General features: G+C 62.9%; 10 protein-coding genes. 5 read left to right on the top strand and 5 right to left on the bottom strand.

Annotated elements, in window-relative coordinates; all coding sequences use genetic code 11:
- Nucleotides 1-178 precede the first annotated feature (178 nt).
- Nucleotides 179-2,224: an OPT family oligopeptide transporter gene (locus WBR68_RS05125; RefSeq protein WP_050449828.1), complete on the top strand. Its 2,046-nt coding sequence runs from the start codon at nucleotides 179-181 to the stop codon at nucleotides 2,222-2,224.
- 98 nt (nucleotides 2,225-2,322) lie between these two features.
- Here WBR68_RS05125 and WBR68_RS05120 read toward each other — a convergent pair whose 3' ends face one another.
- The 4 genes from WBR68_RS05120 to puuE all read right to left on the bottom strand — a co-directional run bounded on the left by WBR68_RS05120 (nucleotide 2,323) and on the right by puuE (nucleotide 8,017).
- Nucleotides 2,323-3,828, bottom strand: a complete 1,506-nt coding sequence (locus WBR68_RS05120) for a nucleobase:cation symporter-2 family protein (protein ID WP_050449827.1) — start codon at nucleotides 3,826-3,828, stop codon at nucleotides 2,323-2,325.
- A gap of 218 nt (nucleotides 3,829-4,046) precedes the next feature.
- Nucleotides 4,047-5,276, bottom strand: a complete 1,230-nt coding sequence (locus WBR68_RS05115) for a M20 family metallopeptidase (protein ID WP_050449826.1) — start codon at nucleotides 5,274-5,276, stop codon at nucleotides 4,047-4,049.
- 6 nt (nucleotides 5,277-5,282) lie between these two features.
- Nucleotides 5,283-7,061, bottom strand: coding sequence for a 2-oxo-4-hydroxy-4-carboxy-5-ureidoimidazoline decarboxylase (gene uraD / locus WBR68_RS05110; RefSeq protein ID WP_230693646.1), 1,779 nt, complete (start codon nucleotides 7,059-7,061; stop codon nucleotides 5,283-5,285).
- A gap of 11 nt (nucleotides 7,062-7,072) precedes the next feature.
- Nucleotides 7,073-8,017, bottom strand: a complete 945-nt coding sequence (gene puuE, locus WBR68_RS05105; RefSeq protein ID WP_230693645.1) for an allantoinase PuuE — start codon at nucleotides 8,015-8,017, stop codon at nucleotides 7,073-7,075.
- 167 nt (nucleotides 8,018-8,184) lie between these two features.
- On the opposite strand from puuE, the gene uraH reads away from it, so the two are divergent.
- Both uraH and WBR68_RS05095 read left to right on the top strand, forming a co-directional pair.
- Nucleotides 8,185-8,535 carry a hydroxyisourate hydrolase gene (gene uraH / locus WBR68_RS05100; RefSeq protein ID WP_230693644.1) on the top strand — a complete coding sequence of 117 codons (351 nt, stop codon included), beginning with the start codon at nucleotides 8,185-8,187 and terminating at the stop codon, nucleotides 8,533-8,535.
- 216 nt (nucleotides 8,536-8,751) lie between these two features.
- Nucleotides 8,752-9,957, top strand: a complete 1,206-nt coding sequence (locus tag WBR68_RS05095; RefSeq protein WP_230693643.1) for a urate hydroxylase PuuD — start codon at nucleotides 8,752-8,754, stop codon at nucleotides 9,955-9,957.
- 76 nt (nucleotides 9,958-10,033) lie between these two features.
- Here the strand turns inward: WBR68_RS05095 and WBR68_RS05090 are convergent, their stop codons facing one another.
- Nucleotides 10,034-11,050: a 1-aminocyclopropane-1-carboxylate deaminase gene (locus tag WBR68_RS05090; protein WP_230693642.1), complete on the bottom strand. Its 1,017-nt coding sequence runs from the start codon at nucleotides 11,048-11,050 to the stop codon at nucleotides 10,034-10,036.
- Nucleotides 11,051-11,244: 194 nt separating this feature from the next.
- Here WBR68_RS05090 and WBR68_RS05085 point away from each other — a divergent pair, with 194 nt between their 5' ends.
- Both WBR68_RS05085 and WBR68_RS05080 read left to right on the top strand, forming a co-directional pair.
- Nucleotides 11,245-11,715 (top strand): Lrp/AsnC family transcriptional regulator, encoded by a 471-nt coding sequence (locus tag WBR68_RS05085; RefSeq protein ID WP_050449819.1) that lies wholly within the window; start codon nucleotides 11,245-11,247, stop codon nucleotides 11,713-11,715.
- Between the two features lie 330 nt (nucleotides 11,716-12,045).
- Entirely contained in the window at nucleotides 12,046-14,913 is a 2,868-nt protein-coding gene (locus tag WBR68_RS05080) for a 2-oxoglutarate dehydrogenase E1 component (protein WP_050449818.1), read from the top strand.
- Nucleotides 14,914-14,964 lie beyond the last annotated feature (51 nt).

The following is a 14,964-nucleotide window of genomic DNA, read 5'->3' as shown; positions in this document are numbered from 1 at the left end:
GGGTGGCATGAGTCATCAAATTCATAGGGAGATTTCCGGGATTTCAGCATAATCTTTTGCCGATGTTTCCCTTGCCGGCAGCTTCTGCGGCATAACGGCGCTTACTCGTGGTGACCACTGGGTGGACGCCAAAGCGCTAGAATGCGCGGTTTATCCGCATTCACAACGGGAGACTTCAATGACTCAACCCGTCAGCGTCCCGGCCAACGTCACGCTACCGGAACTGACGTTCCGGGGCATTTTGCTGGGCGCCCTGATTACCGTGATCTTCACGGCCTCGAACGTCTTCCTGGGGCTGAAGGTGGGCCTGACGTTTTCGTCCGCCATTCCGGCGGCGGTGATTTCGATGTCGGTGCTGCGCCTGTTCAAGGACGCCAACATCCTGGAAAACAATATGGTGCAGACGCAGGCCTCGGCGGCCGGCACCCTGTCGTCCATCATCTTCATCCTGCCGGCGCTGGTCATGATGGGCCACTGGCAAGGCTTCCCGTTCTGGCAGACGCTGGGCATATGCGCCGCGGGTGGCATGCTGGGCGTGATGTTCACCATTCCGCTGCGCCACGTGATGGTGGTGCAAAGCAAGCTGCCGTACCCGGAGGGCGTGGCGGCGGCCGAGATCTTGCGCGTGGGCAGCGCCGAACGGGCGCAAGATACGGCCGAAGGCAAGGCCTCTGGAAGACCTGCCGCCACGGGCATGGGCGATATCGTCGCGGGCGGCCTGGTGGCCGCGGTGGTCAGCTTTGCGGCCAACGGCTTGCGGGTGCTGGGCGATAGCGTCAGCGGCTGGTTCGCGCTGGGTGGCGCGGTGTTCCGGCTGCCCATGGGCTTTTCGCTGGCGTTGCTGGGCGCGGGTTACCTGATCGGCATCGTGGCGGGCCTGGCCATGCTGACCGGCCTGATCATTTCCTGGGGCATCGCCGTCCCCGTGCTGACCGCAATGGGCGACATGCCGGCCGGTCAATCGCTGGCGCAGTACGCCACCGGCCTGTGGGCGTCGCAAGTACGCTTCATTGGTGCGGGCGTCATCGGCGTGGGCGCAATCTGGACGCTGGCGACCTTGTTCGTGCCCATGGCGCGTGGCGTCAAGGCCTCGTTCTCTGCGTTGAGCAAGGCCGGTGCGGCCCGCGCCGGTCAGGCGCCGCGCACCGAACGCGACCTGTCGGCGGGCTGGATTTCGATCGTGACGCTGGTGCTGGTGGCGGTCTTGGTCATCACCTTCCAGGTGTTCCTGGCGGGCGCGCCCTTGTCAGCCGGCGCCATCTGGAAGCTGGTGGCCTACGCCGTGCTGTTTGCCTTTGTCTTCGGCTTTCTGGTGGCCGCGGCCTGCGGCTACATGGCGGGCCTGGTGGGGTCATCGACCAGCCCGATTTCGGGCGTGGGCATCGTGGCCATTGTGTTGGTGTCGCTGTTGATGCTGACGCTGGGCGGCGAATTGCTGCAGGCGCAGAACGGCGTGCAGATGGCGATTGCGTTGTCCATCTTCAGCACCTCGGCCGTGGTGGCGGTGGCGTCCATTTCGAATGACAACTTGCAGGACTTGAAGACGGGCTGGTTGGTTGGGGCGACGCCGTGGCGCCAGCAGGTGGCGCTGCTGATTGGCTGCGTCGTGGGCGCGGCGGTGATTTCACCCGTGCTGGACCTGCTTTACAACGCCTACGGTTTCGCGGATGCGATGCCGCGCGAAGGCATGGACCCCACGCAAGCGCTGTCGGCGCCGCAGGCCACGCTGATGCTGGCAATTACGCGCGGCATTTTCACGCATCAACTGAATTGGACGATGATCCTGATCGGCATGGCCGTAGGCGTTGCGCTGATCGTGGTGGACGAAGTTCTCAAGCGGACCTGCCGCGTGGCGCGCATGCCCGTGTTGGCCGTGGGCATCGGCATCTATCTGCCGCCAACCGTGGCGGCGCCGATTGTCGCGGGTGCGGTGCTGGCGTGGTTGCTGGAGCGCGCATTGCGTCGCCGTGCCGCCGCGGCGGGAACCCCGTATGAGCAATTCGCTGATGCGGCGAACCGTCGGGGCGTGCTGATCGCCTCGGGCCTGATCGTGGGCGAAAGCCTGGTGGGCGTGCTGATGGCGGGGATTATCGGCGCGGCGGGGACCGATGCGCCGCTGGCGATCGCGGGCGAAGATTTTTCGGTCACGGCGTCTTACCTGGGGCTGGCTGTCTTTGTCTTGGTGGCGGTGCTGTTCTGGCGGCGGGTGATGCGCCTGGCTTGATAGCTGGCAGGCCAGGCAAGGCTTGCCACGCTCCGGTACAGCCTGAATACATTGCGGCCGACCCTATCCGGGACCGGCCGCAATGGTCCACAACCTGCTCAATGTTCCTCGGCTTGCAGCGCCGCGGCGATGATGGCGCGGTCGTCCTGTTTGGCTCCGTTCAAGAACAGGTTCAGCAGCACGGCAGATAGCGACGCCAGCAGAATGCCGGACTCAATCAGCGTGTGCAGCGAGTGTGGCATCCATTGTTTGAAATTGGGCGCGATCAGCGGCACCATGCCGATGCCGATCGACACCGCCACGATCATGGAGTTGTGGCGGTTGCCCTTGAAGTCCACGCCGGACAGGATGCGGATGCCGGTGGCGGTGACCATGCCGAACATGACGATGCCGGCGCCGCCCAGCACCACGGTGGGCAGCGATTCCACCAGCGCGGCCATCTTGGGCAGCAGGCCCAGCACCAGCAGGATGATGCCGCCCGCCACGCACACGAAGCGGCTTTTCACGCCGGTCACCGCGACCAAGCCCACGTTCTGCGAAAAGCTGGTGTAGGGGAAGGTATTGAAGATGCCGCCGATCAAGGTGCCCAGGCCATCGGTGCGCAGGCCGCGCGCCATGTTTTCCTGGCTGATCTCGCGGTCGGTCATTTCACCCAGCGCCAGGAACATGCCGGCGGATTCGATCATTACCACCACCATGATCAGCGCCATGCTCAGGATCAACATAGGGTCGAACCTGGGCATGCCGAAATGGAAGGGCAGCACGATATCGAACCAGTCTGCCTGGCCGATTTTCTCGAACGTCATGATGCCGGTGGCCGCAGCCACGATGGCGCCGATGACGATACCCAGCAGCACCGAGATGTTGGCGATGAAGCCGCGCGTGAATTTGACGATCAGCAAGATGGACGTCAGTACCAGCACGGCGATGCTGAAGCCGGTCAGGTCCGCATAACGCGGGTTGGGCATCGACGGCATGATGGCAAAGCCCTGGGGCACGGGCGGGATGGCGCTGCCCGGCGAGGTAACGTCCGCCAGCCATTTTGCGTAGATGGGGTCCACGATGACGGGCGCGGTAGGGCCGGACGGATTGCCGAATACCCAGTTGATGCCGACCCGCATCAGGGTGATGCCGATGACGGTGATGATGGTGCCCGTTACCACGGGCGGAAAGTAGCGCAGCATGCGGCTGATCATCGGGGCGATCAGGATGGAGATGATGCCCGCCCCGATGATGGTCCCGAAGAGCAGTTGCGCCCCGCCCGGGCCGGGGTTGGCGTTGGCCATGGCCACCATCGGGGCCACCGCCGCGAACGTGACGCCCATCATGACGGGCAGTTTGATGCCGAACCACTGCGTGGCGCCCAAGGTCTGGATCAAGGTCACCAGGCCGCAACAGAAGAGGTCGGCCGAGATCAGCATGGCGACTTCGTCGGGCGTCAGGTTCAAGGCGCGACCGACGATCAGCGGTACGGCCACCGCGCCGGCATACATCACCAGCACATGTTGCAGGCCCAACGCCGCCAGCTTGCCCGAGGGCAGACGCTGGTCAACGGGGTGGAGATCTTGAGACGCGCTGGATGGCGCGGGCGATGCAGCCTGCATGGGAAAGTCTCCTGGCGGAGTGAAATGTCGGTCGGGAAAATCCTGAAAAGCAGTTCTTGTGTACGGGAAATGTATACAGGGTGGGGTGGTTCTCGAAATAGAGGAAAACCCGCATCAAATAGACATTATTGGTTACGTTATGTAGGAATTATCAGATTTACGGCAGCACGAAGCCTGACGCCGCGACTGGCGCCGCGTCAGGCTTGAGTTGCGGGAAATCAGACCGGTTGAAGCAGGTCCGACAAGGTGCGCGCGATGACCTTGGTGGCCCGGCGCAAGTCTTCCAGCACGACGCGTTCGTCGTTGCGCTTGGCGTGTGATTCCAGCACGGTGCGCGGCCCGGCACCGTAGATCACGCCGGGAATGCCGGCTTCGGCGTACAGGCGTACGTCGGTATAGAGCGGGGTTCCCATGGCGGGAATCGCTTCGCCAAAGAGGGCTTCACCATGTTTCTGGATGGCATCGACCAGCGGCTGGTTGCCTGGCAGCGGACGCATCGAATTAGCCAGCAGCAGGCGTTTGATGTCGATGGTGATGCCCGGCGTGGCAGCGGCCGCCTCTTGGATGATCCGGCGGATATCCGCTTCCACTTCCACCGCGTTTTCTTCCGGGATCATGCGCCGGTCCAGCTTGAAGCTGACCTTGCCGGGCACCACGTTCGTGTTGGTGCCGCCTTCAATGCGTCCGACATTCAAATAGGGATGGCTGATGCCGGGTACTTCCGACGTAATGTCCTGATAACGCGCGTTTTGTGCGTACAACGCATTCAGGATCTTGACCGCGCCTTGCAGCGCGTCCACGCCAGTGGCGGGAATGGCGGCATGCGCCATCTTGCCGTGCACGGTCACTTCCATTTGCAGGCAGCCGTTGTGCGCGGTGACCACTTCATAGCTGAACCCGGCGGCGATCATCAGGTCGGGCTTGGTCAGCCCTTGCGACAACAGCCAGCCCGGCCCCAGCAGGCCGCCGAATTCTTCGTCGTACGTAAAGTGCAGTTCGACGGCGCCATGGCTGGGCTTGGCAACCGCTTCCAATGCGCGCACGGCGTAGGTAAAGCTGGCGAAGTCGCTTTTGCTGACGGCGGCGGCGCGGCCGTACAGGCTGCCGTTTTCGATTTCAGCACCATAGGGGTCGTGCTGCCAGCCGTCGCCGGGGGGCACCACGTCGCCGTGGGCGTTCAGCGCCACGCGCCTGCCTGGGCCGTACTCGCGCCGCACGATCAGGTTGGTGATCGATTCCATGCCGTAGTCCCGCACCTCTTGCATGGGGACGGCGTGCGCTTCGGCTTCAAATCCCATTTCCTTGAGCAGTTCGGCGGTGCGGACCGCGTGCGGGGCATTGTTGCCGGGCGGCGTGTCGGTGGGTACGCGCACCAGCGATTGCAGGAAGCGCACCTGCTCGTCGAAGTGGGCGTCGACCCAGGCGTCTAGTCGGGCGTAGTCGGTCATGGCGTTTTAGCGTTTGATGTCGTTGGCAAGATCGTCCAGCAGGCCTTGCATGGCTTGCGCGGCCAACTGGATGTCGTCTCGGGTGGTGGATTCGCGGGGGTTGTGGCTGATGCCGTGGTTCTGGCCGCGCACGAAAAGCATGGCTTGCGGCATGACTTCGTGCAGCTTCATGGCGTCGTGCCCGGCGCCGCTGGGCATGCGATGCACCGGCACGCCGAGCGCGTCGACGGCGCGTTCCCAGCGCTGTTGCCACGCGGGGTCGCTGGGCGCGGCGGCGGCGCGCATGGTTTCTTCAAGCGCATAGCGCAGGCCGCGGCGTTGGCAGATGGCGTCAAGTTCGGCCAGCACGTCGTTCACCAGCGCGTCGCGCTGCGGATCGCTGGGCGCACGCAGGTCCAGGCTGAAACGGCATTCGCCCGGCACCACATTGATGGACCCGCTGGGCACTTCCAGCATGCCGATGGTGCCAACCGAATCGCCGTCACGCGCCGCGCGCTGTTCTACATATAGAGCCAGTTCGGCGGTGGCGGTGGCCGCGTCGCGGCGTCGGTTCATGGGCGTGGTGCCTGCATGGCAGGCCATGCCGAAGATCTGTGCCTGATAGCGCACGCTGCCGTTGATGGACGTGACGATGCCCAGCGGCAAGCCCATTTCGTACAGCACCGGCCCTTGTTCAATGTGGACTTCAACAAAGCCCAGATAGCGCGACGGGTCGCGGCGCAGCTTGGGGATGTCGTCAATGCACAGGCCCGCATGCAGCATGGCGTCGCGCATAGTGACGCCCTGGGCGTCTTGCTGGTCCAGCCATTCGGGTTTGAAGTGGCCGATCAGCGCGCCGGATCCCAGGAAGGTGGCGCGATAGCGCTGGCCTTCTTCTTCGGCAAAGCCGATCACTTCCAGGTGGTAGGGCAGGCGGCGGCCCTGGCGGTGCAGTTCGCGCACGCAGGCCATGGGCACGAAAATGCCCAGGCGCCCGTCGTATTTGCCGCCGTTGCGGACGGTGTCGTAATGGCTGCCGGTCATCAGCGTGGGGGCGTCGGCGCGGTCGGCGCGGTAGCGACCCACCACGTTGCCCACGGCGTCGATTTCAACTTCGTCAAAGCCGCAATCGCGCATCCAGTGCGAAACGCGTTGCGCGCAGGCGCGGTGCGCCTCGGTCAGATAGGTGACGGTAAGCTGGCCCTTCTCGGCGTAGCCGGGGTCGCTATGGATGCTTAGGCGTTCCTGCCAGTCCCAGATGTCGTTACCCAGGGTCAGGTCCACGCCGAATTTATCCGCCAGGCGGATTTCGACGATGCGGTGGATGTTGCGCAGCGCTTCCTGGCGTTCAACGTCGGGCGGGTTGTCGAGCCGGCGCGCGAATTCATCGATGATCTGCTGGCGAGTCAGACCCGTGCCGCGCGCCCCGCGCACGGCCAGGATGAAGGGGAAGCCGAAGCGTGTGTTGTAGTCGGTGTTCAGTTGCTGCAGGCGCGCCAGTTCGTCGGGCGAGCAATGCGTGAGCCCCGCCTGGTCCTGTTCGTTGGTGGATTCCGCGGTCAGGCTGTTTTGCAGCATGGCGCGGCCGGCCAGTTCCGGGTGCGAGCGAATCAATGCCAACTGCGCTTCGATATCGGCCTGGTCCAGCACCTGCCGCATCTGGTCTTGCAGATGCGCCAAGGACCGGAAAGGGCGCGCCGCCAACGCTTGCCGCGCGATCCATGGCGAATGTTCGTACAGGCCGTCAAGAATGGCTAGCGCCGCCTCGGGCGTGGCGGCATTGAGTTGTTCCAGCGTATGGGGCATGGTTGTCGCGCTCAACGGGTGGGTTGGTAGGGATGAGTGGCTTTCCAGTGCCGGGCGATATCCAGGCGGCGGCACACCCACACGCGGTCGTGGCTGCCGATGTGGTCCAGAAACCGCTGCAATGCCGTGATGCGGCCTGGGCGTCCCAACAGCCGGCAATGCATGCCGATGCTGAGCATCTTGGGCGCTTCGTCGCCTTCGGCGTAGAGCACGTCGAAACTGTCTTTCAGGTACTGGAAGAACGGGTCGGCGTGCGAGTAACCCTGGGGCAGGGCAAAGCGCATGTCGTTGCAGTCCAGCGTGTAGGGCACGATCAATTGCGGCACGACGGTGCCATCGCTTTTTTGTACCTGCATCCAGAAGGGCAGGTCGTCGCCGTAGTAGTCGCTGTCGTATTCAAAACCGCCGTAGTCCGCCACCAGGCGGCGCGTGCGGGGGCTGTCGCGCCCGGTGTACCAGCCCAGCGGCCGCGTGCCCGTCAACTGCGTGATGGCGTCCATGCCTAGGCGCATGTGTTCGCGCTCGGTGGCTTCGTCCACGTTCTGGTAGTGCACCCAGCGCCAGCCATGGCAGGCAATTTCATGGCCCAGCTCGGTGAATGCCGCCGTCAGTTCGGGGTGGCGCTGCAAGGCCATGCCCACGCCGAATACCGTCAGCGGCAGTTGCCGTTTTTCGAATTCGCGCAGGATGCGCCACACACCGGTACGCGACCCATATTCATAGATGCCTTCCATGCTGAGATGGCGGTCGGGGTAGCTGGCCGGGTTGAACATTTCCGACAGGAATTGTTCGGACCCGGGGTCGCCATGCAGCACGCTGTTTTCACCGCCTTCTTCGTAATTCAGCACGAACTGCACGGCGATGCGCGCGCGCCCGGGCCATTGCGCATGGGGCGGGTTGCGGCCATAGCCGATAAGGTCGCGGGGATACGGAAGCGTGGAATCGTAGGTGTTCATGAATGGATGGGCACAAAGCCGATGAGCGCGGCAGGGCGCAAGTGGGCGGACGGTTTCATGATGGGCTAAACAATAGCTGGAAAGCAATTGGCTGTATACAATTTATGTACATCATTAAGGATAACCATAAGATCATCGGGCGCACCGTCTGATGCACAGGAGACACCATGGGACTGACCACGCACGTACTCGACACCATGCACGGCTGCCCGGCGGAAGGCATGGCCGTTGCGCTGTATTCCACCGACGGCCCTTCGGCCTCGCTGCTTAGCCGCTTCACGTTGAACCACGATGGCCGCAGCGAGAAACCGCTCTTCAACGATGCCGAACTGAAGGTAGGTACGTATCGGCTGGTGTTCGATGTGGCCGCTTACTTCAAGGCCCGCGGCGTGGCCTTGCCCGAGCCCAATTTCCTGAATCTGGTCAGCCTGGATTTTGGCGTGGCGCATGCCGATCAGCACTATCATGTGCCCTTGCTGGTCAGCCCCTGGAGCTATTCCACCTATCGTGGATCGTGATGGCCCGATGCGGGCATCAGGGTATTCCTGATGCCAGGACGGCCCGCCTTCCATAGCGTTGTGGACAAAACCTGCATACAATTTCGCGGATCTTGATCGCAGCGGTGCGGGGCTTATCAACCAGGCCTTGTGCGCGATCTATCTTCTGCTTACAGCGCCCGCGGTGGTAGGCAGTGCGGCGGAGCCTATCAAGGCCCGCCCACTGCGGGGGCGTGTATGGAAAGCTACTACCTGGATTGGGTCAACCTGTTGCTGCGTTGGGCCCACATCATTACCGGCATCGCGTGGATCGGCACCTCGTTTTATTTCGTGATGCTGGACAACAGCCTTGAAAAACCGCAAGACGCCGAGTCGCTCGACAAGGGCGTGGGCGGTGAGCAGTGGGCGGTACACGGCGGCGGCTTCTACAACATGCAGAAGTACGCGGTGCAGCCCAAGAAGCTGCCCGAACATCTGCATTGGTCGTTCTGGGAAAGCTACAGCACCTGGATCACCGGCTTCGCGCTATTCACCGTGTCGTACCTGTGGAACGCCAGTACCTATCTGATTGACCGGTCGAAAATGGATTGGCAGCCCGGCACCGCCGTGGCGGTGGCGCTGGCGTTCTTCGTTGTGTTCTGGATTGTTTACGACGGCATCTGTCGTTTGTTCGGCCGAGGCAAGCATGGCGACACCATCGTGGGCGTGCTGGTGGTGGTGTTCATCGCCCTGGCATCCTGGCTGGCTTGCCATTGGTTCGCGGGCCGCGCCGCGTTTCTGCTGGTTGGCGCGATGATGGCCACCACCATGAGCGGCAACGTGTTCTTCTGGATCATCCCCGGCCAGCGCAAGAACGTGGCGGCGATGCGGGCGGGCAAGCCGGTCGACCCGGTTCATGGTCAGCGCGGCAAACAGCGCAGCGTGCACAACACCTACTTCACGCTGCCGGTGGTGTTCACCATGATGAGCAACCACTACAGCTTCACCTATACCCATCACTACAACTGGATCGTGCTGCTGCTGATCATGCTGGGCGGCGCGGCGATACGCCAGTTCTTCGTGGTGCGCCATCGTTTCAAGCTGGGCAATGCGCGCAACCCACTGCCGTATGTGCTGCTGGGCGTGGCGGTGCTGGGCTTGACCATTGTGTGGATGCGGCCCGCGCCCGTGGCGGCGTCGGCGGCGGTGGCCGCGCCCGCCGAGGTGGCGTTTGCAAAAGTGCGCCATGTGTTCGACCAGCGTTGCCTGCTTTGCCATGGGGAACAAGTGCAGATGAAGAACGTGCGCCTGGATTCCGTTGAGCAGATCGCGGTCCATGCCCAGGCCGTTTACCAGCAAGTGGTGGTGTCGAAAATCATGCCGATGGCCAATTCCACCGGCATGACCGACGATGAACGCGCGTTGATCGGCGCGTGGTTCCAGGCGGGAGCCAAGACCCAATAGCCCAGGCGGGGCCGGTCAGCGCAAGTCGCCCGCTGGCCAGCCCATCGCCCCGAAGCCGGCGGGCGGGCCGTCGGCTTCAGCCGTTGCGGTACAGAAAGCTGTAGGCGTTGATCGCCGGCACCCCTCCCAGGTGCGCATACAGAACCTTCGACCCAGCCGGTATCTCGCCTCGACGAACCAGATCCATCATGCCCTGCATGGACTTACCCTCGTACACGGGGTCGGTCATCATCCCTTCCAGGCGCGCGCAGGTGCGGATGGCGTCGTTGGTTTCGGCCGACGGCAAGCCATACGCCGGATAGGCGTAGCGCGTATCCAGCACCACGTCGCTGTCGGCGATGCCTGCTTCCAGCCCCACCATATCCGCCGTGCGGCGAGCGATGCGCAGGATCTGCGCGCGGGTTTGTTCCGCCGTGGCCGATGCGTCGATGCCGATGACGCGGTTGGCCCGGCCGTCCGCCGCAAAGCCCACCACCATGCCGGCCTGCGTGCTGCCGGTGACGGCGCAGACCACGATGTAGTCAAACTTGAAGCCCAGGTCGGCTTCCTGGCGCCGCACCTCTTCGGCAAAGCCCACATAGCCCAGCCCACCCAGTTCGTGATCGGACGCGCCGGCGGGAATGGCGTAGGGCTTGCCGCCCCGTTTGCGCACGTCTTCCAGCGCTTCTTCCCAACTGCGGCGAAAGCCGATGTCAAAGCCCTGGTCCACCAGCCGCACGTCCGCGCCCATCAGGCGGCTCATCATGATGTTGCCCACGCGGTCGTAGACGGCGTCGGAATAGTCCACCCAATTTTCCTGCACCAGCACGCAGGCCAGGCCCAGCTTGGCGGCCACCGCGGCCACCATGCGGGTGTGGTTGGATTGAATGCCGCCAATGGTGACCAGCGTGTCGCAACCTTGCTCCAGCGCCTGCGGGATCAGGTATTCCAGCTTGCGCAGCTTGTTGCCGCCAAACGCCAGGCCGCTATTGCAATCTTCGCGCTTGGCGTAGATGTCGACCTTGCCGCCCAGGTGCGCGGACAGGCGTTCAAGTTTTTCGATGGGGGTGTCGCCGAAGGTCAGGCGATGTCGGGGAAAACGTTGCAGATCCATGCGGGCTCCTGATGAAGGCATTCCGGCCGGCGAGTGAGGCGCGGATGGGAAAAATCATAGGAATCACGGGTGGAAGTGGTCAATTGCGTATTAAAGATAGATGGCGATATAAAAATTTATGAAAAATTAGGTTTTCGATTTAATATTTTTTCGAATCGCACATTAACCAGATAATATTTTTAGGGACATATTAAATGGCCGCGCTTTCCGGACTGGACCGTATCGACCGGCACATTCTTCGCGTCTTGCAGGACGACGCGCAGATCACCAACCTGGATCTCAGTACGCGCGTCCACCTGAGCCCCGCGGCCTGCCTGCGGCGCGTGGAAAAGCTGAAGGCCGAAGGCATCATCAAAAAGACGGTCGCGCTGCTTGAACCCGCCGAGGTCGACATGGCCACGCTGGTCATTGTGGGGGTGGTGCTTGACCGGTCCACGCCCGATTCCTTCACCGACTTCGAGGAAGCGGCGCGCGGCATCAGCGGTTGCCTGGAATGCCACCTGGTGGCGGGCGAGTTCGACTACTTCCTGATGCTGCGCATACGCGACCTGGATCGCTTCAACAAGCTGCATGCGGGCGAGATCATCAAGCTGCCCGGCGTACGCCAGATTCGCACCTTTTTTGTGTTGAAAGAGATCTTGTCGACGACAGCCTTGCCGGTGTGACGCGGCTAATGCGCAACACTTGTGCGCCAAGTTGCTCGGCAATGACGCACTGCGGCATTTTGGAATGCCAGAAATTGATGGCGCGTAGACGACGCAATGTCAGGGGTTGGCCGGACATTCCACGGCCGCATGCAGGCATTCCGAATGCGCTTTTGCGCCACAAAAATGTCGGAAGACGCCCGTAAACTCAAAGGGTTATACTGCTCGGCATACGGCTTTCAAGGCTTGTACGCGCCTTCTGCCCCCTGCGATCCGCTAAACGGGAAGCCCGTGTCGCGGAAGGTTTTTCCTGCATCGTGTCGAGTGAAGCACTCGTAAAGGTGAAGCGATATGTCTTCGGAAATAGAATCTCTATCCACGTCTTATCTCTTTGGCGGTAACGCCCCCTATGTTGAGGAGCTTTACGAAGCCTACCTCGATAATCCCGGTTCGGTTCCTGATAACTGGCGCGAATATTTCGACCAGTTGCAGCACGCTCCCGCTACCGACGGCCAAGAGTCCACTCGTGACCAGGCCCATGCTCCCATCGTCGAATCGTTCGCCCAGCGCGCCAAGGCCAATGCCTTCGTGCAACGCTCTGCCGAACCCGACCTGAGCGTCGCCAGCAAGCAGGTGTCGGTGCAATCGCTGATTGCTGCCTACCGCTCGCTGGGCTCGCGCTGGGCCGACCTGGATCCGCTCAAGCGCCAAGAGCGCCCGCCGATCCCCGAACTGGATCCGGCCTTCTACGGCCTGACCGAAGCCGATCTGGACCAAACCTACTCGGCCACCAACACCTACTTCACGACCGCCAGCACCATGACGCTGCGCGACATCCTGAAGGCGCTGCGCGACACGTATTGCCGCAGCGTCGGTGCTGAATTCACGCACATCTCCGACCCCGCCGCCAAGCGCTGGATCCAGGAACGCCTGGAAACCACGCTGGGCGCGCCGTCCTACTCGGCCGAAGAAAAGCGCCACATCCTGCAGCAGCTGACCGAGTCCGAAGGGCTCGAGCGCTTCCTGCACACCAAGTACGTCGGCCAGAAGCGCTTCTCGCTGGAAGGCGGCGAAAGCTTCATCGCCTCGATGGACGAAGTGGTGAACCACGCCGGTGAAAACGGCGTCCAGGAAATCGTGGTCGGCATGGCCCACCGCGGTCGCCTGAACCTGCTTGTGAACATCATGGGCAAGATGCCCGGCGACCTGTTCGCCGAGTTCGAAGGCAAGCACGCCGAAGGCCTGACCGACGGCGACGTGAAGTACCACAACGGCTTCTCGTCCGACCTGTCCACCCGTGGCGGCCCGGTCCACCTGTCGTTGGCGTTCAACCCGTCCCACCTTGAAATCGTCAACCCCGTGGTCGAAGGCAGCGCGCGCGCTCGCCAGGAACGCCGTGGCGACGCCGAAGGCAAGACCGTGCTGCCGGTGCTGGTGCACGGCGACGCGGCTTTCGCCGGCCAAGGCGTGGTGATGGAAACGCTGAACCTGGCGCAAACCCGTGGCTACGGCACGGGCGGCACGCTGCACATCGTCATCAACAACCAGATCGGTTTCACCACGTCCGACCCGCGTGACTCGCGTTCGACGCTGTATTGCACCGACGTGGTCAAGATGATCGAAGCCCCGGTGTTCCACGTCAACGGCGACGACCCCGAAGCCGTGGTGTTCGTCACCAAGCTGGCCCTGGACTACCGCCTGCAATTCCGTCATGACATCGTCGTGGACATCGTTTGCTTCCGCAAGCTGGGCCACAACGAGCAAGACACCCCGTCGCTGACGCAGCCGCTGATGTACAAGCGCATCGGCCATCACCCCGGCACGCGCAAGCTGTACGCCGACAAGCTGACCACGCAAGGCGTGCTGGCTGAAGGCGAAGCCGATCAACTGGTCAAGGACTACCGTCAACTGATGGAAGACGGCCAGCGCACCATCGAGCCGGTGCTGACCGACTACAAGAGCAAGTACGCCATCGACTGGTCGCCGTTCCTGGGCGCCAAGTGGACCGACCAGGCCGACACCGCCGTGCCGCTGGCTGAACTCAAGCGCATCGGCGAACGCATCACGACGGTTCCGGAAGGCTTCACGGTGCACCCGCTGGTCGCCAAGCTGCTGAACGACCGCCGCACGATGGCCAAGGGCGAAATGAACCTGGACTGGGGCATGGGCGAACACCTCGCCTTCGCCACGCTGGTTTCGTCGGGCTACGCCATCCGCATCACCGGTCAGGATTCGGGCCGTGGCACGTTCACGCACCGCCACGCCGTGCTGCACGACCAGAACCGCGAACGCTGGAACGACGGCACCTACATTCCGCTGCAAAACGTGTCGGACGGCCAGGCGCCGTTCACCGTCATCGACTCCGTGCTGTCCGAAGAGGCGGTGCTGGGCTTTGAATACGGCTACTCCAGCGCTGAACCGAACACGCTGACCATCTGGGAAGGCCAGTTTGGCGACTTCGTCAACGGCGCCCAGGTCGTGATCGACCAGTTCATCAGCTCGGGCGAAGCCAAGTGGGGCCGCCAGTCGGGCCTGACCCTGATGCTGCCGCACGGCTACGAAGGCCAAGGCCCCGAGCACTCGTCGGGCCGCATCGAGCGCTTCCTGCAACTGTGCGCCGACAACAACATGCAAGTGGTCCAGCCGACCTCTGCCTCGCAGATCTTCCACGTTCTGCGCCGCCAGATGATCCGCCCGTTCCGCAAGCCGCTGGTGCTGTTCACGCCGAAGTCGCTGCTGCGCAACAAGGACGCGGGTTCGCCCCTGACCGACCTGGCCGGCGGCAGCTTCCAGCCGGTGATCGGTGAAGTCGACGAGGCCATCGACGCCAGCAAGGTCAAGCGCGTTCTGGCTTGCTCGGGCAAGGTGTACTACGACCTGGTCAACGCCCGCCGTGAGCGTGGCGCCGACCACGTGGCCATCGTCCGCGTCGAGCAGTTGTACCCGTTTGCGCACAAGGCGTTCGAGACCGAACTGCGCAAGTACCCGAAGGCCACCGAAGTGATCTGGGTTCAGGACGAACCGCAGAACCAAGGCGCCTGGTTCTACGTTCAGCATCACGTGTACGAGAACATGGTGGAAGGCCAGAAGCTGGGCTACGCCGGCCGCGCCGCGTCGGCATCGCCGGCCGTGGGCTACCTGGCCAAGCACCAGGAGCAGCAGAAGGCCCTGATCGAAACGGCTTTCGCGCCCAAGTTCAAGGTCATGTTGACGAAGTAACCCTGACTTGATGCACGCGCCGCGCGCGGCAAGCGTTTTGGAACCCGGTTT

The organism is Achromobacter sp. JD-1 (assembly GCF_038594925.1).
GTDB classification, from domain to species: Bacteria; Pseudomonadota; Gammaproteobacteria; order Burkholderiales; family Burkholderiaceae_B; genus Achromobacter; species Achromobacter spanius_C.
Note: the sequence above shows the minus strand (reverse complement) of the source record. Positions and strands in the feature narration are given on the sequence as shown.

Coding starts and splice junctions, on each gene's coding strand:
- WBR68_RS05125 (WP_050449828.1), top strand. CDS start 179: ATGACTCAACCCGTCAGCGTCCCGGCCAACGTCACGCTACCGGAACTG.
- WBR68_RS05120 (WP_050449827.1), bottom strand. CDS start 3,828: ATGCAGGCTGCATCGCCCGCGCCATCCAGCGCGTCTCAAGATCTCCAC.
- WBR68_RS05115 (WP_050449826.1), bottom strand. CDS start 5,276: ATGACCGACTACGCCCGACTAGACGCCTGGGTCGACGCCCACTTCGAC.
- uraD (WP_230693646.1), bottom strand. CDS start 7,061: ATGCCCCATACGCTGGAACAACTCAATGCCGCCACGCCCGAGGCGGCG.
- puuE (WP_230693645.1), bottom strand. CDS start 8,017: ATGAACACCTACGATTCCACGCTTCCGTATCCCCGCGACCTTATCGGC.
- uraH (WP_230693644.1), top strand. CDS start 8,185: ATGGGACTGACCACGCACGTACTCGACACCATGCACGGCTGCCCGGCG.
- WBR68_RS05095 (WP_230693643.1), top strand. CDS start 8,752: ATGGAAAGCTACTACCTGGATTGGGTCAACCTGTTGCTGCGTTGGGCC.
- WBR68_RS05090 (WP_230693642.1), bottom strand. CDS start 11,050: ATGGATCTGCAACGTTTTCCCCGACATCGCCTGACCTTCGGCGACACC.
- WBR68_RS05085 (WP_050449819.1), top strand. CDS start 11,245: ATGGCCGCGCTTTCCGGACTGGACCGTATCGACCGGCACATTCTTCGC.
- WBR68_RS05080 (WP_050449818.1), top strand. CDS start 12,046: ATGTCTTCGGAAATAGAATCTCTATCCACGTCTTATCTCTTTGGCGGT.